This window comes from Ferrovibrio sp. MS7, from assembly GCF_038404985.1.
Lineage (GTDB): Bacteria > Pseudomonadota > Alphaproteobacteria > Ferrovibrionales > Ferrovibrionaceae > Ferrovibrio > Ferrovibrio plantarum.
In genome coordinates this window covers 2,105,829-2,126,427 of the sequence record NZ_JBBKBA010000001.1, presented here as the reverse complement: position 1 = coordinate 2,126,427, position 20,599 = coordinate 2,105,829, and the positions used below count along the sequence as shown (strand labels likewise).

20 protein-coding genes are annotated in these 20,599 nt (G+C 64.7%); 15 read left to right on the top strand and 5 right to left on the bottom strand.

All coding sequences use genetic code 11. The features are described 5' to 3' along the window. Positions 1–567, bottom strand: a complete 567-nt coding sequence (locus V6B08_RS10140; protein ID WP_341980293.1) for a hypothetical protein — start codon at positions 565–567, stop codon at positions 1–3. Between the two features lie 219 nt (positions 568–786). Between V6B08_RS10140 and rpsT the strand changes: the two genes are divergently transcribed. The 8 genes from rpsT to V6B08_RS10100 all read left to right on the top strand — a co-directional run bounded on the left by rpsT (position 787) and on the right by V6B08_RS10100 (position 10,343). Further along, positions 787–1,050 carry a 30S ribosomal protein S20 gene (gene rpsT, locus V6B08_RS10135; RefSeq protein WP_341980291.1) on the top strand — a complete coding sequence of 88 codons (264 nt, stop codon included), beginning with the start codon at positions 787–789 and terminating at the stop codon, positions 1,048–1,050. Between the two features lie 475 nt (positions 1,051–1,525). Beyond that, the gene (locus V6B08_RS10130) at positions 1,526–2,113 is read left to right on the top strand and encodes a rhodanese-like domain-containing protein (protein WP_341980289.1); all 588 of its coding nucleotides are present in this window, start codon (positions 1,526–1,528) and stop codon (positions 2,111–2,113) included. Positions 2,114–2,122: 9 nt separating this feature from the next. Continuing rightward, positions 2,123–3,709, top strand: a complete 1,587-nt coding sequence (dnaA, locus tag V6B08_RS10125) for a chromosomal replication initiator protein DnaA (protein ID WP_341980287.1) — start codon at positions 2,123–2,125, stop codon at positions 3,707–3,709. Between the two features lie 167 nt (positions 3,710–3,876). Further along, a complete protein-coding gene (dnaN, locus tag V6B08_RS10120; protein ID WP_341980284.1) occupies positions 3,877–4,995 on the top strand; it encodes a DNA polymerase III subunit beta in 1,119 nt (372 codons plus the stop codon). A gap of 104 nt (positions 4,996–5,099) precedes the next feature. Continuing rightward, positions 5,100–6,230, top strand: coding sequence for a DNA replication/repair protein RecF (gene recF / locus V6B08_RS10115; RefSeq protein WP_341980282.1), 1,131 nt, complete (start codon positions 5,100–5,102; stop codon positions 6,228–6,230). 10 nt (positions 6,231–6,240) lie between these two features. Further along, positions 6,241–8,688: a DNA topoisomerase (ATP-hydrolyzing) subunit B gene (gyrB, locus tag V6B08_RS10110; protein WP_341980280.1), complete on the top strand. Its 2,448-nt coding sequence runs from the start codon at positions 6,241–6,243 to the stop codon at positions 8,686–8,688. A gap of 30 nt (positions 8,689–8,718) precedes the next feature. After that, a complete protein-coding gene (locus V6B08_RS10105) occupies positions 8,719–9,540 on the top strand; it encodes an alpha/beta fold hydrolase (RefSeq protein WP_341980278.1) in 822 nt (273 codons plus the stop codon). Beyond that, on the top strand, positions 9,534–10,343 hold the full coding sequence (locus V6B08_RS10100) for a phosphodiesterase (RefSeq protein ID WP_341980276.1): 810 nt from the start codon (positions 9,534–9,536) through the stop codon (positions 10,341–10,343). Before V6B08_RS10105 ends, V6B08_RS10100 begins: the two co-directional genes overlap by 7 nt. A gap of 4 nt (positions 10,344–10,347) precedes the next feature. Here V6B08_RS10100 and V6B08_RS10095 read toward each other — a convergent pair whose 3' ends face one another. Both V6B08_RS10095 and V6B08_RS10090 read right to left on the bottom strand, forming a co-directional pair. Beyond that, on the bottom strand, positions 10,348–10,692 hold the full coding sequence (locus V6B08_RS10095; RefSeq protein WP_341980273.1) for a hypothetical protein: 345 nt from the start codon (positions 10,690–10,692) through the stop codon (positions 10,348–10,350). Positions 10,693–10,883: 191 nt separating this feature from the next. Further along, positions 10,884–11,855: a Bug family tripartite tricarboxylate transporter substrate binding protein gene (locus tag V6B08_RS10090; protein ID WP_341980271.1), complete on the bottom strand. Its 972-nt coding sequence runs from the start codon at positions 11,853–11,855 to the stop codon at positions 10,884–10,886. Positions 11,856–12,070: 215 nt separating this feature from the next. Here V6B08_RS10090 and V6B08_RS10085 point away from each other — a divergent pair, with 215 nt between their 5' ends. Genes V6B08_RS10085 through ggt form a run of 6 tightly spaced genes read left to right on the top strand, consistent with a single transcriptional unit; the run spans position 12,071 to position 18,964 of the window. Continuing rightward, positions 12,071–13,597, top strand: a complete 1,527-nt coding sequence (locus tag V6B08_RS10085) for an ABC transporter substrate-binding protein (protein ID WP_341980269.1) — start codon at positions 12,071–12,073, stop codon at positions 13,595–13,597. Between the two features lie 28 nt (positions 13,598–13,625). Beyond that, on the top strand, positions 13,626–14,543 hold the full coding sequence (locus V6B08_RS10080) for an ABC transporter permease (RefSeq protein WP_341980267.1): 918 nt from the start codon (positions 13,626–13,628) through the stop codon (positions 14,541–14,543). Between the two features lies 1 nt (position 14,544). Further along, complete coding sequence (locus V6B08_RS10075; protein WP_341980265.1) at positions 14,545–15,426, top strand: ABC transporter permease; 882 nt, start codon at positions 14,545–14,547, stop codon at positions 15,424–15,426. Position 15,427: 1 nt separating this feature from the next. Further along, the gene (locus V6B08_RS10070; RefSeq protein ID WP_341980262.1) at positions 15,428–16,390 is read left to right on the top strand and encodes an ABC transporter ATP-binding protein; all 963 of its coding nucleotides are present in this window, start codon (positions 15,428–15,430) and stop codon (positions 16,388–16,390) included. Beyond that, positions 16,387–17,361: an ABC transporter ATP-binding protein gene (locus V6B08_RS10065; protein WP_341980260.1), complete on the top strand. Its 975-nt coding sequence runs from the start codon at positions 16,387–16,389 to the stop codon at positions 17,359–17,361. The genes V6B08_RS10070 and V6B08_RS10065 overlap by 4 nt, the downstream gene beginning before the upstream one ends. Next, positions 17,354–18,964, top strand: coding sequence for a gamma-glutamyltransferase (gene ggt / locus V6B08_RS10060; protein WP_341980258.1), 1,611 nt, complete (start codon positions 17,354–17,356; stop codon positions 18,962–18,964). Before V6B08_RS10065 ends, ggt begins: the two co-directional genes overlap by 8 nt. Before the next feature lie 7 nt (positions 18,965–18,971). Here the strand turns inward: ggt and V6B08_RS10055 are convergent, their stop codons facing one another. After that, on the bottom strand, positions 18,972–19,511 hold the full coding sequence (locus V6B08_RS10055) for a carboxymuconolactone decarboxylase family protein (RefSeq protein WP_341980256.1): 540 nt from the start codon (positions 19,509–19,511) through the stop codon (positions 18,972–18,974). An 81-nt stretch (positions 19,512–19,592) separates the two neighbouring features. Between V6B08_RS10055 and V6B08_RS10050 the strand changes: the two genes are divergently transcribed. Next, a complete protein-coding gene (locus tag V6B08_RS10050; protein ID WP_341980254.1) occupies positions 19,593–19,928 on the top strand; it encodes a winged helix-turn-helix transcriptional regulator in 336 nt (111 codons plus the stop codon). Here V6B08_RS10050 and V6B08_RS10045 read toward each other — a convergent pair. Further along, positions 19,925–20,518 (bottom strand): hypothetical protein, encoded by a 594-nt coding sequence (locus V6B08_RS10045; RefSeq protein WP_341980252.1) that lies wholly within the window; start codon positions 20,516–20,518, stop codon positions 19,925–19,927. The genes V6B08_RS10050 and V6B08_RS10045 overlap by 4 nt on opposite strands. Between the last annotated feature and the right edge of the window lie 81 nt (positions 20,519–20,599).

The window sequence follows — 20,599 nt, the reverse complement described above, 5'->3', positions numbered from 1 at the left end:
CTACCGCGTCGCTCGCGCCGCGAGCCCGCAACAGAGGAAGCCGCCGCCGAGGCAGAGCCGCGCCAGCGCCTCGGGCGCGATCGGCAGGCCGCCGAGATAGCGGTAGCGGGCCAGTTCAGCCAGCGCCAGTAATAATGTGCCCAGCAGCAGCCAGCGGGCGGGGGCCGGACGGTGGCGCAGACCGATCAGCACCGCCAGCATCAGCACGCCCAGCACGATCAGCGGCAACGGCAGCGACCCCAGCGACAGGCGTTCCGCCGCCACGGCGATCAGCAGCGCGATACCGATGGCAGTGAGCAGCCCGGTGCGCTTGTTGCCCGGCGGCAACACCAGCCCGAGCAGGGCGCCCAGTGCCAGGGCGAGGCCGCCCAGCGTGAGGCTGTGAAACCGCAGCAGCGGCAACAGGCCGGCGATTCCAGGCAGATCCAGGCGATCCGCCAGTTCCGCTGCGGCCAGCGCCGCCTGCAGGCCGATGCCGATGCCCCAGAAGAAAGCCGCCGGCAGCGGACTGCCGGCTGCCAGCAGCAAGCCGGCGAGGGTGCCGAGCAGGCATAGCGCCTGGGCCACAAGCCCCACATCTGGAAAGGAAAATCCGCCCATGGCGGCACTATGCCCCAGCGCCGCCGAGCCCGGCAAGGCAGCCCCGAGGCCCAGCGCCGATGCGGACCCCGAAGGCGGAAAAATACAGGCCGTCACATGGGGTTGACGGCGGGGGGCATGGGGGCTATAACGCGCCCCTCTGATTTCGCCGCAAGGCACGATCCAAGCAACTGGAATACACTATCCATGGCTCAGCATAAGTCCGCGGAGAAGCGCGCCCGCCAAACCCCGAAGCGCACTGCCGTCAACCGCGCCCGCCGCACCAAGGTGCGCAGCGCTGTGAAGCAGGTCGAGACCGCTATCGCCAGCGGCGACAAGGCTGCCGCGCAGGCCGCCTTCAAGCTGGCGCAGCCGGCTCTCGACAAGAGCGTGAACAAGGGCGTGGTCCACAAGGGCACCGCCTCGCGCAAGCTGTCGCGTCTGAACGCCGCCATCAAGACGATGGGTTGATCGGCGCTGGCGCCGGCCTGGCCGTCGCCGCCCGCATAAAAATTCCGATATCGCCACGCACTTAACCCTAAGTGCGTGGCGATATTTTTTTGTGCTTCTGCCGTGGCTTGGGCGCCGCCTTATCCTTATGAACGAGATGGCGCGTTGCGACTCCGCGCAGCGATGTTCACTGCTGTTTCTTTCGCGCGGCAACAATTCCCTTGCATCGAATGGAACACGCATCAAATGCCGCAAAACCACGCGACAAGTTCTAATGTTGCAACACCGAAAAATTATTTTCCGGAGTCGCGAATAGTCTGCTTGCTTCGCTCCGGCGTTTTTGCCTTTAATGCACCGCTGCCTCGCGGTGGACGCTGACATTACATGACGCGACAGGCGGTGCGGTGATTGAGTTTTCTTTGTGCGTTTTTCGACATCTCGAAAGCCCGCGCTCATAAGGAAACGGTCGCCGCGCCGACCGCAACAGACGACATGAATGAAGGCTGAAGCTATTGGGTTTGCGGGGGTGAGTGGTCGCGTTTTTGTTGAGAACGTGTTTTTTGCAAGCAGTGATGGCGACGCAGGCAGCGCGTTACGCACGACAAAAACGAGTTACAAATCACGTGGCGCGAGGTTGGGGATGCAGGCGGCGGCAACGACGGGGGTAGATAGCTATGCAGGCGATATCACACCGAACGATACCTGGTCGAAGCTGCAGCAAGATCCGGCCGCAATTCTGATAGACGTACGTACCAAGCCGGAATGGAGCTATGTCGGCACGCCCGACCTGAACGCTCTGTCCAAGTCTCCTCTTTTGATTTCCTGGCAAGTGTATCCCGAGATGACCGTGAATTCGCATTTCGCTGACGAACTGCGCGCAAAGAATATCGCGCCGGGTCAGCCGCTTTACTTCCTCTGCCGTTCTGGCGCCCGCTCGCGCGCCGCGGCTATCGCCATGACCGCCGCGGGCTTCGGCCCCTGCTACAATATCGCTGGCGGCTTCGAAGGCGACATGGATGCCCAGAAGCAGCGTGGCCACCTCAATGGTTGGAAGGCCGCCGGCCTCGCCTGGTCGCAGAGCTGAGGCCGCGCCATGGTGAAGTCTTCGCAGCCGCAGCCCAAATCCGTCTCCGCCAAGGGTCTCATCAGCCCCGAGGATAGCGAGATCCAGATCGACACCACCGCCGAGGCCACTGCCGCGCTGGAGCCGCAATGGCAGCGCGTGCGCAGCCGGCTTCGCGTCGCCTTCGGCGAGGCGGCGTTCAATTCCTGGCTCAAGCCGCTGGCGCTGGCCAAGGCGACGCTGGGCGATGGCGACGTGCATCTTTCGGTGCCGACCCGCTTCATGCGCGACTGGGTGGCGAACCACTACAGCGAACGCCTGCGCGAAATCTGGCGGCTGGAAAACCCGGATGTGCGCCGGGTGCTGATCCATGTCCGTGTTGCCGCCACGGCACCGGCCGCCCAGGGTTCGGCCGCAGCCGCCCAGGCGAATGTTCCCGGCCAGGCCCAGGCAGCAGTTCCGGCCAAGCAGGCCTCACTGCTGCGCCCTGCTGCCAGCTTCGATGGCGCCGACCGCCTCTCCGAGCGCGCTGTGGCCGCCGAACGCGGCGTGGCGATGCCGGCGCGCGACATGGACGATGTCGAGCGCGAGCTTTCCGCGCCGCTCGATCCGCGCTTCACCTTCGACAGCTTCATCACCGGCAAGTCGAATGAACTGGCCCGCGCCGCGGCGCTCCGCGTCGCCGAAAGCCCGCAGGTCGCCTACAATCCGCTGTTCCTCTACAGCGGCGTGGGCTTGGGCAAGACCCATCTGATGCATGCCATCGGCTGGCATATCCGCCAGCGCTTCCCGGAGCGCCGCGTGGTCTATCTCTCGGCCGAGAAGTTCATGTACCAGTTCATCCGGGCGCTGCGCTTCAAGGACACGATGGCGTTCAAGGAGCAGTTCCGCTCGGTTGATGTGCTGATGATCGACGACATCCAGTTCATCGCCGGCAAGGAAAGCACGCAGGAAGAGTTCTTCCACACCTTCAATGCGCTGTGCGACCAGAACCGCCAGATCATCGTCTCTGGCGACCGCTCGCCGTCCGATCTCGAGGGCATCGAGGAGCGCATGCGCTCGCGCCTCGGCTGGGGCCTGGTGGTGGACATCCACCCGACCGATTTCGAACTGCGGCTTTCCATCCTGCAGGCCAAGGCGGAGCGCAGCGGCCTGCGCGGCGTGCCGCCGGAGGTGATGGATTTCCTCGCCCGCCGCATTACGTCCAATATCCGCGAGCTGGAAGGCGCGCTGAACCGCATCTCGGCCTATTCCAGCCTGGTCGGCCGCCCGATCACCGTGCAGTCGGCGCAGGAAGTGCTGTCCGACCTGCTTCGCGCCAATGACCGCAAGGTCACGATCGAGGAAATCCAGAAGCGCGTCGCCGAGCATTTCTCGATCCGCTTCGCCGACATGCATTCGCCGCGCCGCGCCCGCGCCGTGGCCCGCCCGCGCCAGGTGGCGATGTATCTGGCCAAGCAGCTCACCTCGCGCAGCCTGCCCGAGATCGGGCGCAAGTTCGGCGGCCGCGACCACACCACGGTGATGCATGCCGTGCGCAAGATCGAGGAGCTGCGCGAGATCGACAGCGCCTTTGCCGAGGATATCGATTTGCTGCGCCGCAAACTGGAAGGCTGACGGCGTAACATTTCCTTAAGAAATCAACCACTTAAACGGGCCGCCGGATTATCCCCAGCGGCCCGTTTTTGCGTTGCGTTTCAATAGCTTCCGCCGTCTCCGTTTGCTATACTCGCCAGACTCGGCGGAACCGCCGCCGGGGGAGGCAACATTCCCGGTTTTCAGCCATGAAACTCACCATCGAGCGTGCCGTTCTGTTGACTGCCCTGAGCCATGTGCAGAGCGTGGTGGAGCGCCGCAACACCATCCCGATCCTCTCCAACGTGCTGCTCGAGGCCGAGGGCGAAAAGCTGGCGCTGACCGCCACCGACCTCGACATCGCCGTGGTGGAGAAACTCGCCGCCAAGGTGAGCAAACCGGGCGCCACCACCGTTGCCGCGCATACTTTCTACGACATCGTGCGCAAGCTGCCCGATGGCTCGGAAGTGGAGCTCACCTACTCTGCCGGCGACCAGCGGCTTGAGCTGCGTGCCGGCCGCTCCAGCTTCAAACTCTCCTGCCTGCCGAAGGAAGATTTCCCGGTGATGGCGCCGGGCGAGCTGCCGAACAGCTTCCCGCTGCCGGCCGATCAGCTGCGCCGCCTGGTGGACAAGACCCGCTTCGCGATCTCGACGGAAGAGACGCGCTATTACCTCAACGGCATCTACCTGCATGCCGCCGCTTCCGCCGGCGTGCCGATGCTGCGCGCTGTTGCCACCGATGGCCATCGCCTCGCCCGCGTCGAGACGCCGCTGCCCACTGGCGCCAGCGGCATGCCCGGCGTGATCGTGCCGCGCAAGACGGTGAACGAATTGCAGAAGCTGCTGGATGGCAGCGGCGCCGAAGTGCGCATCGAACTCAGCGACACCAAGATCCGCTTCACCTTCGGCGATCTGGTGCTGGTGTCGAAGCTGATCGACGGTTCCTTCCCCGAATACGAGCGCGTCATCCCGCGCGAGAATGACAAGGTGATGGAAGTCGACAGCAAGGCCTTCTCGGCCGCCGTCGACCGCGTCGCCACCATCTCTACCGAGAAGAGCCGCGCCGTGAAGCTGACGCTCAAGCCGGAAGGGCTTGAACTGTCGGCGACCAGCCCGGACCAGGGTTCCGCCACCGAGCAGCTTACCATCGCCTACAGCGCGGCGCCGATCGAGGTCGGCTACAATTCGCGCTATCTGCTGGATATCGCCGGCCAGATCGAAGGCGAGAATGCCCGCTTCCTGCTGGCCGACGCCCTGGCGCCGACCATCGTGCGCGATCCCGCCGATGATGGCGTGCTCTACGTGCTGATGCCGATGCGTGTGTGATGGCCAGCAGCGCCGCGCTATTGGCGGGGGAGCTTGACAGGCAGAATATAAGCCAAGCGGCAGCGCCCCGGGATCTGCGTTCCGGTGCGGCGGTGTTTGGCCTGATGCTGCAGGACTTCCGCAACTACGCGACGCTGAAACTGCCCAGTCAAGGCATGCCCGTGGTGCTTACCGGCCCGAACGGCGCCGGCAAGACCAACATCCTCGAGGCCCTTTCCTTCCTTTCGCCGGGCCGTGGCCTGCGCCGTGCCAAGCTCGGCGAGGTGACGCGACAGACAGCCAGCGGTGGCCGCTGGGCAATGCATGCCGAGCTTTCAAGCTGCATCGGCCCGGTCAGCATCGGCACCGGCCTGGTGGAAGCCGCCGGCGACGAGGACAGTGAGCGGCGCCATGTGCGCATCAATGGCGAAGCGGCTTCCAGTGCCAATGCGCTGGCCGAGTATCTCGATATCGTGTGGCTGACGCCGCAGATGGATCGCCTGTTCGTCGATGGCCTTTCCACCCGGCGGCGCTTCATGGACCGCCTGGTCTATGGCCTGGATGGCGGCCATGCCCGCCGCGTCGGCGCCTATGAGAAGGCGATGCGCGAGCGCAACAAGCTGCTGAAATCAGGCGGCGCCGATCCAAGCTGGCTCGGGGCGCTGGAAGGCCAGATGGCCGAACATGGCGTGGCCGTGGCCGCCGCGCGGCGTGACGGCCTGGCGCTGGTGGAAGCCGGCATGGCCTTGAGCGAAGCCTCCGGCGATGGTGCCTTCCCGCGCGGCCGCCTTGCCGCCAAGGGCATCGTGGAAGACTGGCTGGCGGAAATGCCGGCCTTGGCAGCGGAAGAGAAGCTGCGCCGGCTGCTGCAGGAGCGCCGCTTCATCGACCGCGATGCCGGTGCCGCCACCGAAGGACCGCATCGCAGCGATTTCGCGGTGTGGCATTGCGCCAAGGATCAGGCCGCCGCGCATTGCTCCACCGGCGAGCAGAAGGCGCTGCTGATCGCCATCACGCTGGCCAATGCGCGGCTGATCCGCGAGCGCAAGGGCTTCGCGCCGTTGCTGCTGCTGGATGAAGTGTCGGCGCATCTCGATGCCACGCGGCGCACGGCGCTGTATGGCGAAATCCTGGCGCTCGGCGGCCAAGCCTGGCTGACCGGCACCGACCTGGACCTGTTCAAGGGCCTGCGCGAGCGGGCCGAATTCTTCGCGGTGGCGGATGGGGCGGTAATGCCCCAGGCCGCCCCGGCATGAGGGTGAGACGATGAGTGAAGAGCAATTCCGCAAGGACGAAGCGGCGCGCAACGGCGAAGGCTATGATTCCTCGGCGATCAAGGTTCTGAAGGGCCTGGATGCAGTGCGCAAGCGGCCGGGCATGTATATCGGCGACACCGATGACGGTTCGGGCCTGCATCACATGGTCTACGAGGTGGTGGACAACGCCATCGACGAGGCGCTGGCGGGCTATTGCGACCAGGTGACCGTGGTGCTCAATCCCGATGGCTCCTGCACCGTGCGCGACAATGGCCGCGGCATCCCGGTGGACATCCATCCCGAGGAAGGCGTTTCCGCGGCCGAGGTCATCATGACCCAGCTCCATGCCGGCGGTAAGTTCGACCAGAATTCCTACAAGGTTTCCGGCGGCCTGCATGGCGTCGGCGTCTCGGTGGTGAACGCGCTGTCCTCGACCCTGGAACTGCGCATCTGGCGTGCCGGCAAGGCGTATTTCATGCGCTTCCGCCATGGCGATGCCGAAGCACCGCTGGCTGAAGTCGGCCCGGCTGAGGACGGCAAGCGCGGCACGGAAGTGACCTTCCTGCCCTCGCCCGAGACCTTCACCAAGACCGAGTTCGACTTCGCCACCCTGGAGCGCCGTCTGCGCGAACTCGCCTTCCTCAACAGCGGCGTGAAGATCGTGCTGCAGGATCTGCGCGGCGTCGAGCCGAAGAGCGTGGAACTGATGTATGAAGGCGGCGTGGAAGCCTTTGTCGCCTATCTCGACCGCAATAAGACGCCGATGCACAAGCCGCCGGTGACCATCCGGGGCGAGCGCGACGGCATCGGCATCGAGATTTCGCTGCAGTGGAATGATGGCTACCACGAAGCCGTGCTCTGCTTCACCAACAACATCCCGCAGCGCGATGGCGGCACCCATCTCGCCGGCTTCCGTGGCGCGCTGACCCGCTGTGTGAACAAATACGCGGAAGAGAGCGGCATCCTGAAGAAGGAGAAGGTGACGCTTTCCGGCGAGGATAGCCGCGAGGGCCTGACCTGCGTGCTCAGCGTGAAGGTGCCGGACCCGAAATTCTCCTCCCAGACCAAGGACAAGCTGGTTTCCTCCGAGGTCCGCCCGGCGGTGGAAAACCTGGTCAATGAGCAGCTTGCCGCCTGGTTCGAGGAGCATCCCTCGGATGCCCGCACCATTGTCGGCAAGGTGGTGGAAGCCGCCGCCGCGCGCGAAGCGGCGCGCAAGGCGCGTGAACTCACCCGCCGCAAGGGCGCGCTGGATGTCTCTTCCCTGCCCGGCAAGCTTGCCGATTGCCAAGAGCGCGATCCGGCCAAGTCCGAACTCTTCCTGGTCGAGGGCGACAGCGCCGGCGGCTCGGCGAAGCAGGGCCGCCACCGCGCCAATCAGGCCGTGCTGCCTTTGCGCGGCAAGATCCTGAACGTGGAACGCGCGCGGTTCGACAAGATGCTCGGCTCGGCGGAAATCGGCACGCTTATCACCGCGCTCGGCACCGGCATCGGCCATGACGATTTCGACCTCGCCAAGCTGCGCTACCACAAGATCATCATCATGACCGACGCCGACGTGGACGGCGCCCATATCCGCACCCTGCTGCTCACCTTCTTCTTCCGCCAGATGCGGCCGCTGATCGATGCCGGCCACCTCTATATCGCGCAGCCGCCGCTCTACAAGGTGAAGCGCGGCCAGTCGGAGCGTTATCTGAAGGACGAGGCGGCACTCGAGCAATACCTGATCGGCGAAGGCCTGGAAGGCGCGGTGCTGAACCTGCAGGACGGCAGCCAGCGCGCCGGTGCCGATCTGCGCCGCATGGTGGACCAGGCCCGCCAGGCCCGCGCCATGCTGGATTCCGCCGGCAAACGCTACAATGCCTGGCTGGTGGAACAGGCCGCCGTTCTCGGCCTGCTGCGCAACGATGTGCTGGACGATGCGGCGAAGTCAGTGCCAGCGGCGGAAGCCATGGCGCAGCGGCTGAATGCGCTCGCCTCCGATCTGGAAAAGGGCTGGGAATGCACCGCCCCCGGCGACGGCACCCTGGTGGCCCGCCGCAGCTTGCGCGGCTATACCGAAAGCTACCTGCTCGATGCGCCGCTGTTCCGTTCGGCGGAAGCGCGCAAGCTCAACGAACTGGCGGACGAATTGCAGGCCGCCTATCTGGTGCCGGCGCAGCTTCGCCGCAAGGACGAGACCCACGCCGTGCGCGGGCCATCGGAATTGCTCGAAGCCGTGATGACCATCGGCAAGCGCGGCCTCACCATGCAGCGTTACAAGGGCCTCGGCGAGATGAACCCGGAACAGCTCTGGGAAACCACGCTGGACCCGAATGTGCGCAGCCTGCTGCAGGTGAAGGTCGATCACGCCGAGGATGCCGACAACATCTTCGAAACGCTGATGGGCGACGTGGTAGAACCGCGCCGCGACTTCATCCAGAGCAACGCGCTGGCCGTGGCCAACCTGGATATTTGATCGGCCCATTGCCCCTGCCCGGAGTGGATGATGCGATATAGCCATCAAGTCACTTCCGGCCAGGCCCATCTCGCCGCTGCCGTCACTGGCGACGGCATTCCAGTAGTATTCCTGCATGCGGCGATCTGCGACAGCCGCAAGTGGCAGGCGCAATGGCAGGCGGTTGGCGGGCAATACCGCGCCATCGCCTATGACCGGCGCGGCTTTGGCGCCAGCCATGCTGAAAAGCAGGATCATTCGGCGGTCGGCGACCTGCTGGCGGTGATCGACGCCCTGGCCGATGGCAAACCGGCCATCCTGGTTGCCTGCTCCCAGGGCGGCCGCATCGCGCTGGATGCGGCGATCCTGCATCCGGAGCGCATCCGTGGCCTGTTCCTGATCTCGCCGTCGCTGATCGGCGCGCCGGAACCGCAGCACGCGCCGGAAATCGCTGCCCTGCTGGCAGAGCAGAAGCGGGCCGAGGCGGCTGGCGATGCGGCGGCGCTGAACCAACTCAAAGCGCGGCTATGGCTCGATGGCCCATTGCAGCCGGAAGGCCGCGTGTCTGGTGCGGCGCGCGAGTTGTTTCTGGAGATGAATGGCATCGCTTTGCGCGCGCCGCCTGTTGGCGCGAATACCGATGCCGTTGCCAATTACCTGCGTCTTGGCGAGATAGCGGCGCCGGCGATGATCCTCTGCGGCGCTTACGACTTTCCCTATATCCAGGAGCGTGGCCGGCAGATCGCTCGGATGATGCCGAAGGCCAGCTTCGAACCGCTGCCCGGCACCGCGCACCTGCCAAGCCTGGAACAGCCGGCCCTTATCTCGGAGCGGCTGCTGTCTTTCCTGAAGCAGTTGAATACGCCATGCTGATCGCGCAGCTATCCGACCCGCATATCCGGCCGTGCGGCGAACTGTATCAGGGCGTGGTCGATTCCAATGCCATGTTCGCCGCCGCCATCGCCCAGGTGAATGCCTTCAGCCCGGCCATCGACCTGGTACTGCTGAGCGGCGATATCGTGGATGAAGGCCAGCCGGCGGAATACAAGATGGCGCGCGCGTTGCTGAGCGAACTGCGCGTACCCTACCTGGTGATTCCGGGCAATCATGACGGCGGCTTTGCCGCAGGCCATGCCGCTTTCCGCGACGCTTTCCAGGATCACGCCTATCTGCCGGCGGCGCATCCCTTCCACTATGTAGTGGAAGCCGGGCCGCTGCGCATCCTGGCGCTGGATGTCACCCTGCCCGGCCTGCATCACGGCCTCATCGACTCAGCACGGCTTGCCTGGCTGGAACAGGCGCTCGCCCAAGAGCCGCAACGGCCCTCGATTGTCATGCTGCACCAGCCGCCCTTTGCCTGCGGCATTCCCTATCTGGATAAATACTGGTGCGAGGGCGGCGATGGCCTGGCCGAACTGCTGGCGCGCTATCGGTCAGTAGAGCGCGTCGTCTGCGGCCACGTGCACCGCTTCATGCAGCTACGCTTCGGCGGTACTTTTCTTTGCACGACGCCCAGCACCACCACGGCGATTGCCCTGCAACTCGATCCTGCCGCAAAGCCGCGCTCCTATATCGAGCCGCCGGCTTTCCTGCTGCATCACTGGCGGGCGGAAACCGGCCTGATCACGCATTTCGTCCCGGTCGGCGATTTCCCCGGGCCGTATCCTTTCGCCTGACGCATTACGGCGATGGCGGACGATCCTGATAGCTCGAGGTGACGGTGACGGCGCTCTGGCCGCTATTGCGCACCAGCAGGCTGCCGCGCGTGCGGATCGAACCGTAAAACTCGTTGCGCTGGCCCGGCGCCACGTCGACGCGGCGATTGAGCGGTGCATCGAATTCGACCACGGCCGGCGCCGAACCGGTATTCACCACGGTGATGGTGGTGTAGCTGCCTTGCGTGCTGACATCGATATAAGTCTGCGCGCCCGGCGCCAGGGTGTATTGACCGGCATGGGCGGCATAGGCGAACAGGATCAGCGCGAAGGTAAGCGCACTGGCGAAAAGCGTACTGCGGATGGACATGGCACAAGCCTTTCCGGGTGATGTTGGCTGCCGCAGAAGATGATCCGAGTTGCGGGGAAGTAAACCGCCCTCGCCGCGCCATCCGCCGCGCCTGTGCCTGCCATCACACCGCAGGCCCCGGCTGGTGTCCATTCACCAGCCGGTTACCGTGATGATACTTAGGTGTTAGTGCTCCTGACGCGTGACGGCGATCACTCAAGCTTGATGCCGCCGCCCTGGATGAGCTGGCCCCAGATGGCAGAATCGCGCTTCATCGCGGCGGCCAGTTCTTCGCTGGAGCCGCCGACCGGCACGAGGCCGAGTTCGATCAGCTTGGCGCTGATTTCCGGCTTCTTCACGATGGCCGAGACTTCACGCGACAGCTTGTCGACGATCTCCTTCGGCGTGCCGGCCTTCACGAACACGGCGAACCAGCCATAGGGCTCGAAGCCCTTGTAGCCACGTTCCTGCATGGTCGGCGCATTCGGCAGGAAGGGCAGCCTTTGCGTGCCGCTCACCGCCAGTACCTTGAACTTGCCGCTGTTGAGATGGCCATAGGCCGAGCCGACATCGACGAAGGCAATCGGCAGATGGCCGCCCATCAGATCGGCCAGCATCGGTGCGCTGCCGCGATAGGGCACATGGGTCATGTCGATCTTGGCTTCGCGGTTCAGCGTCTCGCCACGGATATGCGACGAGGTGGCATTGCCATAGGAGCCGTAGCTGTATTTCTTCGGATTGGCCTTCACCAGTGCGATCAGCTCTTCCAGCGTATTGACCGGCAGGCTGTTGCTCACCGCGAGCAGGTCGGTGGAGAGCGCCACCTGGGAAATCGGCGTCAGGTCGCGCAAGGCATCGTAGGGCAGATCGTTCTTCAGATGCGGCATCTGGATCAGCACCGTGATGCCCATCAGCAGATTGTAGCCATCCGGCGGGGCGGCGATCACCGCGCTGGTACCGATGGTGCCCGAGGCGCCGGTGCGGTTTTCCACCACCACCGGCTGTTTCCAGTTATCGGAAAGATTCTGCCCGATCAGGCGGCCGATGATGTCGGTGCTGCCGCCGGCCGGATACGGCACGATGAATTTCACCGGGCCGTTTGGGTAAGTGGCCTGCGCATAAGAATTGGCGAAGGGTAAGACGGCCAGCAGGCCGGCGGCACACAGAGTGGCCAGGCGATTCATGCGTTGCTCCCGGTTATAGCTTTTGTCGTTATCGGCTTTGCGCCTGATAGGGGAGTGTAGAGACAGCCCCCAACACTTTGAAGTGCTATTTCACGGCCGCCTCGCCATTCGCGCACATATAATCATTGCGACTCAACGGCGGCCTGGATGACAATGGCCTGAAAGGGACGGCGGACAGCGCCGCCCGGCAGGACCAGATAACGAGGGGAACGACAATGAAATCAGTCACTTGGCGTAATAGCCTGATGGCAGCGGCGGCCCTGGCGGTCTGCCTTTCCGGTCCCGCGATGGCCGACAAGCGCAGCAATACGCTGCGCTTCGTCTACGATCAGGTGCCGGAGAATGTCGATCCCTTCTTCAACAATGTGCGCATCGGCGTGATCATCGGCCAGCATGTCTGGGACACGCTGGTCTACCGCGACCCGAATACCAACGAATACAAGGGCCAACTCGCCTCCGGCTGGCGCCAGATCGACGAGCGCACCACTGAATTCGACCTGCGCCAGGGCATCAAATTCCACAACGACGAGGAATTCGACGCCGATGACGTGGTCTACACCCTGAATTTCGTCGGCAAGGCGGAAAACAAGGTCACGACCCAAAGCAACGTCAACTGGATCGAAAAGGCCGAGAAGGTCGACAAGTACAAGGTGCGTGTCACCACCAAGGGCATCTTCCCGCCGATCCTGGAATACCTGTCCGGCCCAGTGGTGATCCACCCGAATGAGTATTACGAGAAGGTCGGGCCGAAGGGGCAGAACGAAAAGCCGGTCGGCTCCGGCCCCTATCGCGTGGTGCAGCATATCGCCGGCAAGTCGATCTCGCTGGAGCGCAACCCGGATTACTTCAAGGCCTCGCCCAAGGGCGTGCCGAAGATCGAGAAGATCGAGATCCGCTTCATCCCGGACCGCCAGACCCAGCTTGCCGAGCTGATGAGCCGGGGCGCCGACTTCCTGATGCATGTGCCGAAGGATCAGGCCGACCAGCTCAAAGGTCAGCCCGGCCTGCAGGTGGTAAGCGGCGAGACCATGCGCATCGTGTTCATGCAGATGAACAGCCAGGCCGAAAGCGCCTTCCCGGCGCTGAAGGATATCCGCGTGCGCCAGGCGGTGAACCATGCCATCGACCGCGAAGCAATGGTCAAGGCGCTGGTCGGCGAAGGCTCGCGCGTGCTGCACACGATCTGCTTCCCGAGCCAGTTCGGCTGCACTGATGAAGGCGCCAAGCGGTATGAGTATAATCCGGCCAAGGCCAAGCAGCTTCTCGCCGAAGCCGGCTTCCCCAATGGCCTGGAACTGCCCTTCGTCGCCTACCGCGAACGGCCGCAATCGGAAGCCATCATCGGCTACCTCAAGGCCGTCGGCATCACCGCCAACCTGAACTTCCTGCAATACGCGGCAATGCGCGAGCAGATCCGCTCCAACAAGGCGGCACTGACGCACCAGACCTGGGGCTCCTTCTCGGTCAATGACGTGTCGGCTTCGACGCCGAACTATTATGCCTTCGAGGGCGAGGACATCACCCGTGACCCCGAGGTGCGCGACCTGCTGAAGCAGGGCAACAACACCGTGGACCCGGCGGCGCGCAAGGATGCCTACCGCAAGGCGCTGGCGCTGATCGCCGAGCGCGCCTATGCGGTGCCGCTCTATTCGCTTCCCGTGTTCTACGCCGCAACATCCGACTTGGTGTTCAAGGCCTATCCGGATGAACTGCCGCGCTTCTGGGAAATGACCTGGAAGTGAGGCCAAGCGATAGCGCTGGGCCGCTGGCATGCTGATGTTCATTGCCAAGCGGCTCGGCCTTGCGCTGCTCGTCGCGCTTGCCGTCTCCGTTGTCTGTTTCCTGCTGGTGCGGCTTTCCGGCGATGTTGCCGCCGCCCTGGCCGGCGAAGGCGCGCGCCAGGTCGATATCGATGCCGTGCGCAAGAATTACGGCCTCGACCGACCGCTGATCGTGCAGTATCTCGACTGGCTGTGGCGCACATTGCAGGGCGATTTCGGCACCTCGCTGTATTTCAAGACCGACGTCACCGCGCTGATCTTCGCCAAACTGCCCACTACCCTGATGCTCGGCCTCTGCTCGCTGCTATTCGCCCTGGCCATCTCGATCCCGCTCGGCGTCGCGGCGGCGATCTTCGCCAATAGCTGGATCGACCGCCTGGCGCTCGGCATCGCCGTGCTCGGCCAGGCGTTGCCGAATTTCTTCTTCGCCCTGCTGCTGATCATGCTGTTCGCCATCCAGCTGCGCTGGCTGCCAGTCTCGGGCAGCGAGTCCTGGGCGCATTTCGTGATGCCGACCATCGCGCTCGGCTATTATATCGCGCCGGCCTTCATGCGCCTGGTGCGCGCCGGCATGGTGGAGGTGCTGTCCGCCGATTATATCCGCACCGCGCGGGCCAAGGGGCTGAACGAGGGCATGGTGGTGTTCAAGCATGGCCTGCGCAATGCCGCCATTCCCGTGGTGGCGCTGGCCGCCGTACAACTCGGCTTCCTGCTCGGCGGCTCGGTGGTGATCGAGGCGATCTTCGCCCTCGATGGCCTTGGCTACCTCGCCTACCAGAGCATCACGCACAAGGATTTCCCCGTCACCCAGGCCGTGGTGATGCTGCTCTCGGTATTCTATGTGCTGCTCACCCTGCTCGCCGATCTGGCCAATGCCTGGCTTGATCCGCGCATCCGGGTATCGTGACATGACCGACGCCGTACTCACCGAAATCTCGCCGCGCGCCAAAATGCTGCGCCGCTTGCGCGGCAATCCCAGCCTGCTCTGGGGTGGTGGCCTGCTGCTGCTGATCATCATCATGGCGATCCTGGCGCCTTTGCTGGCGCCGCATGATCCCTATGCCCAGGACCTGACACGCCGGCTGATCCCACCGATCTGGCATGAGAAGGGCCAATGGCTCTATCCGCTCGGCACCGACAATCTCGGCCGTGACTATTTCTCGCGCACCATCTATGGCGCCCGCATCTCGCTGCTGATCGGCCTCTCGGTGGTGGCGATTTCGGGCGCCATCGGCACCGCCATTGGCCTCTGCGCCGGCTATTTCGGCGGCCGCATCGACATGATCGTCACCTTCATCACCACCACCCGGCTGGCGATGCCGGTGATCCTGGTGGCGCTGGCAGTGGTAGCGATCCTCGGCTCCTCGCTCGTTGTCGTGATCCTCACCCTTGGCCTGCTGAAATGGGACCGCTTCGCCGTGGTGATGCGCAGCGCTACGCAGCAGACCCGTGCGCTCGACTATATCGCGGCCGCCGAAGCGGCAGGCGCCTCGACACCGCGCATCATCCTTGGCGAAGTGCTGCCCAACGTGGCGCCGCATTTGATCGTGATTGCCACGCTGGAAGCCGCCAGCGCCATCCTGCTGGAGGCCGCGTTGTCCTTCCTCGGCCTTGGCGTGCAGCCGCCGCTGCCCTCCTGGGGCCTGATGATCGCCGAAGCCAAGACCTACATGTTCTTCAGCTTCTGGCTGATTGCCATTCCCGGCACCATGCTGGCTTTGCTGGTTTTCTGCATCAATCTGGCCGGCGATGGCCTGCGCGATTTCCTCTCGCCGGACGGGCGGGGCTGAAATGACCGCACCTTTGCTCGACCTGGCCAACCTGCGCGTGACCCTGCCGACCGGCGACGGGCCACTGGAGGCGGTGCGTGGCATCAGCTTTTCCATCATGCGCGGCGAGACGCTCTGCCTGGTGGGCGAAAGCGGCTGCGGCAAGTCGATGACAGCACTCTCCATCATGGGCCTGCTGCCGCGCCGGGCGAAGCGCCAGGCCGACCGCCTGGTGTTCGATGGCATCGACCTGACCAAGCGTGGCGCCATCGAAAGCCTGCGCGGCAACCGCATCGGCATGATCTTCCAGGAACCGATGACGGCGCTGAATCCCGCCTACACCATCGGCGACCAGCTCACCGAGGCCTTCATCAAGCACAAGCGGGCAACGGCGGCGGCGGCGCGCGAGCGCGCCATCTATCTGCTCGGCAAGGTCGGCATTGCCTCGGCCGGCGAACGCCTGGGCCAATACCCGCACCAGCTTTCCGGTGGCCTGCGCCAGCGCGTGATGATCGCCATGGCGCTGATGTGCGAGCCGGACCTGCTGATCGCCGATGAGCCGACCACGGCGCTGGACGTGACTATCCAGGCGCAGATCCTCCGCCTGCTGTTCGAGTTGCAGAAGGAATTCGGCATTGCATTGCTGTTGATCACCCATGACATGGGCGTGGTGGCGCATGTGGCGCACCGGGTCGGCGTCATGTATGCCGGCGAAGTGATCGAGAGCGGCACTACTGACGCCATCCTGCGTCAGCCGCGTCACCCCTACACGCAAGGCCTGCTGAGCTGTATCCCGGTGCCGGGTCGCACGCTGCCGGGCGAACGATTGGGCGTGGTGCCAGGCGTGGTGCCGAATCTGGTCGGCGGCCTCAAGGGCTGCGGCTTCAGAAGCCGCTGCGGCTTCGCCGAAGCCATCTGCGCCGATACGCCGCCGCGTCACGACGATCACGGCCATGCCTGGGCCTGCATCCGGGGAGCGGCATGAGCGACATGGCATCAACTGCGCCGCTGCTCGCCATCAAGGGCGTGACCAAGAGCTTCACGGTCGGCCAGGGCATGTTCAAGCCGAAGCGGCTGCTGCATGCGGTGAACGGCGTGGAGCTGGAAATCCAACGCGGCGACGTGCTCGGCATTGTCGGCGAGAGCGGCTGTGGCAAATCCACGCTGGCCCGCATCCTGCTCGGCTTGCTGCCGCCCAATGCCGGCGAAATCACCCTGGACGGCCAGCCGCTGGCGGCCTTGGGCCGCCGTGCCGTGGCCCGCCGGGTGCAGCCGATTTTCCAGGACCCGTATTCCTCGCTCAATCCGCGCCGCAGCCTGGCCTCCCTGGTGGCCTTGCCGCTGGAAGTGCATGGCATCGGCGATGCCGTCTCGCGCCGCCGCCAGGCCATCGAAATGCTGGAACGGGTGGGCCTGAGCAGCCGCTACGCCGACCGCTATGCGCGCGAACTTTCCGGCGGCCAGCGCCAGCGCGTCGCCATCGCCCGTGCCCTGGTGATGCGGCCCGATATCGTGGTCTGCGACGAGCCGACCTCGGCGCTCGATGTGTCGGTGCAGTCGCAGATCATCAACCTGCTGCTCGACCTGCGCCGCGACTTCTCGCTCACCTATGTCTTCATCAGCCATAACCTGGCCGTGGTGGAGCATATCGCCACCCGCGTGGCGGTGATGTATCTGGGCCGTGTTGTCGAACAGGCGGAGACGCGGCAACTTTTTGCAAACCCGCGCCACCCCTATACCAGGGCGCTGCTGGCCTCGGTGCTGACGCCGGAGCCACAGCTCGGCGTGCCCGATACCGGGCTCGGCCTCGCCTTCCCCGATCCGCTTAATCCGCCCCCCGGCTGCCCGTTCCATCCCCGCTGCGGCGATGCCATAAATACCTGCCGCACGGCCATGCCCGCGCTCGTGGGCGGCGTCGCCTGCCATGTTCATTCCGGAGTTCCCCATCATGCGTGACCTGCACCTGCCCGGCCGTTCCGTCGCCATGGGCCGCCACGGCGCCGCCGCCACCTCGCATTCGCTCGCCACCATTACCGCGCTCGATATCCTGAAGCGCGGCGGCAATGCCACCGATGCCGCCATTGCCGCCTGCGCCGTGCAATGTATCGTCGAGCCGGAATCCACCGGCATCGGCGGCGACAATTTCGTGCTCTATGCTCCGGCGGGCACCGATACCCGCAAGGGCGGCAAGGTCTACGGCCTGAACGGCTCCGGCCGTGCGCCCGCCGGCCTGTCCTCGGATTTCCTGCTCGAAAAGGGCTTCAAGGAAATCGGCCTCAACAGCGTGCATGCCGTCACCATTCCCGGTGCCGTCGATGCCTGGGCGAAGCTGAACCAGCGCTTCGGCAAGCTGCCGCTGGCCGACCTGCTGCAGCCGGCGATTAAATTCGCGGAAGAAGGCTTTCCGATCACCGAGCGCGTCAGCGTCGATTTCGGCCGCCAGATCAATATCGACAAGCTGAGCGCCGACAAGAATTCCGCCGTCGTCTACCTGCCCGGCGGCAAGCCACCGAAGGCAGGCGACCTGATGCAGCTTGAAGCCTATGCCAAGGTGTTGCGCGAAATCGCCGCCAAAGGCCGCGATGGCTTCTATACCGGCTGGGTGGCGGAAGATATTGTCAGCTATTGCCAGAGCCTCGGCGGCACCCACAGCCTGGAGGATTTCGCCACCCAGGAGGCTTTTTGGGTCGAGCCGATCGCGACGCAGTATCGCGGCGTCGAATTGCTGGAAATCCCGCCCTCGGGCCAGGGCATCACCACGCTGATCATGCTCAACATCCTGGCCGGCCTGGATTTGGGCAAATACGCGCCGCACAGCGTCGAGCGTTTCCATCTCGAAGCCGAGGCGACCCGGCTGGCCTTCCAGGCCCGCGACACCTATGTCGCCGATCCGGCCTTCGCCGATGTGCCGGTGGAAAAGCTGCTCTCCGCCGCCTTCGCCGATGAGTTGCGTAGCCGCATCGACCTCAAGCGCGCCATGGCCTCGCCCGGCCCGGCCGGCAATGGCGCTGTCTATCGCGACACGGTGTATATCTCGGTGGTGGATGGCGAGGGCAATTGCTGCTCCTTCATCAATTCGCTGTTCTGGCCCTTCGGCACCGGCTTGAGCAGCCCGAAGACCGGCCTGCTGCTGCAGAACCGCGGCGCCGGCTTCCGCGTCGATCCGAAGCATCCGAACAACGTGGCGCCGGGCAAGCGCCCGATGCATACCATCATCCCGGCGATGGCGCTGAAAGACGGCAAACCCTGGCTCTGCTATGGCGTGATGGGCGGCGGCTTCCAGCCGGTCGGGCAGACCCATGTGCTGACCAACATCGTCGATTTCGGCATGGATGTGCAGGAAGCCATCGATAGCCCGCGCGGTTTCCATGTCGCCGGCAAGTTCGAGGCTGAGCGCGGCATCCCAAAGGAAGTGCTGACCGGCCTCGCCGCTTTGGGCCATGAAATCAAGATGGCGGAAATGCCCCATGGCGGCGGCCAGGCCATCATGCTCAACGCCAATGGCGTGCTGATGGCCGGCTCCGATCCGCGCAAGGACGGCTGCGCGCTCGCTTATTGAGCCTGGATCACTGCGGGAAACGCGGCGCACCCGGCTCCAGCGGGGTGCGCAGTGTGTTCACGGTGAAGGATACCGTGTGATAAAAGCCGACAAGGCTGAGGATTTCCACCAACTGCGCCGGTGAGAAGACCGCGCTGGCCTCTTCCCAGAGCATATCATCCAGACCCTTGGCATCGATCAACGTATCGACGATGCGCAGCAGCAGCTTGTCCGCATCTGCCGCGAAGCCGCCACCCAGCCGGGTGCCGGCGATTTCGGCTGGCGTGAAACCGGCCTTGGCGGCGAAGAAGGCGACATGCACGCTCCATTCATATTCGGCATTGAGCCGCGCGGTGACGCGCAGGATCACGATTTCCCGTTGCCGCAGGCTGATCGAACCGGGATCGAGCAGGCTGCCGCCGCGCCAGCGGCCAAGCACGCGCGGGTTATGTGCCACCTGGCGGAACAGGGCGATCGGCGGCACGCCCGGCGGCATGATGCGGGCGAATTCGGCGGCCACCGCTTCGTCATAGGGTGGCTGCAATGGCGCAAGGCGTGGTTCGGTCATGGCAAGGCCCCTTCCTTTATGCTACTTTTTCCGTAGCAATCAAACCATACCGCTACTGTTTTAGTAGCGCAAGAGGCCGGCATGGCAAAAACGACGACCAAAACAGCAAAGCGTGTGCGTGGCTCCAGCACCGGCCGCCCGATCATGGTGGCGCTGGATCTGCTGGGGCGGCGCTGGAGCCTACGGATCTTGTGGGAATTGCGCGGTGGACCGCTTAGCTTCCGCGCCCTGCAGGCGGCCTGCGGTCAGCTATCGCCCAGCGTGCTGCAACAGCGGCTGAACGATCTGCGCGAGGCACGGCTGGTGGGGCATGACGGCGAAAGCGGCTACGCGCTCACCGATCAGGCCATGAAGCTGCAACCGCTGCTGTTGGCGCTGGACCGCTGGGCTGCCGACTGGGCGGCAGAAGCAAGTTAGAAGCCGCGCTGCTTGCGGTTGAAGTCGAGCTGCTCGTTATCGAGCTGCAGGCCGATCAGGATTTCGATATCCCGCGTGCTGCGACCGGCGGGCAGCGGAATGCGCTGCTCCAGTTCGTCGCCCACGGCGACGCGGCGGCGGCCCGGCGGCAACGGTATCCGCGCCGAGAAGGCATCGCGCGAGAGAATATTCTGCTGCTTGTCGACCACGGCGATGAAATACGGCACCACCGACTCGCGGCTGTCGCCAGCAGCGGGGCCGCGCGTGGCGGCGATCTGCAAGGTGAAGGTCACCGTTACGGCAACATTCTTGACCTTGTCCTTGTCCTCGAATTTGCAGCCGCCGTTATAGTCCAGCAGCTCGACCTCATAGGCCACATCGGTCAGGTCGCGGCCCGGGCCGGGGCGGAACTGCACAGCCTTGCGCGCATCGCCCAGAATGCCGATACGGGGGCAGGGCAATGGCGGTTCGACCTCCTTCTTGCCGAACCAGCCGCCCGAACCGCAGCTCGCCAGCAGCACCAGGGGCAGCAGCAGGGCAGCCGGACGCAGACGGCGGACAAGGCTTCCGGAACCGGCCGGACTGGTCATGGCGCACTTTCCTTCCCGCGTCAGGTACGATAGCTTGCCCGGCAGTTTGGCGGGCCGAATTCCTGTATAGAAGAGGCCCCG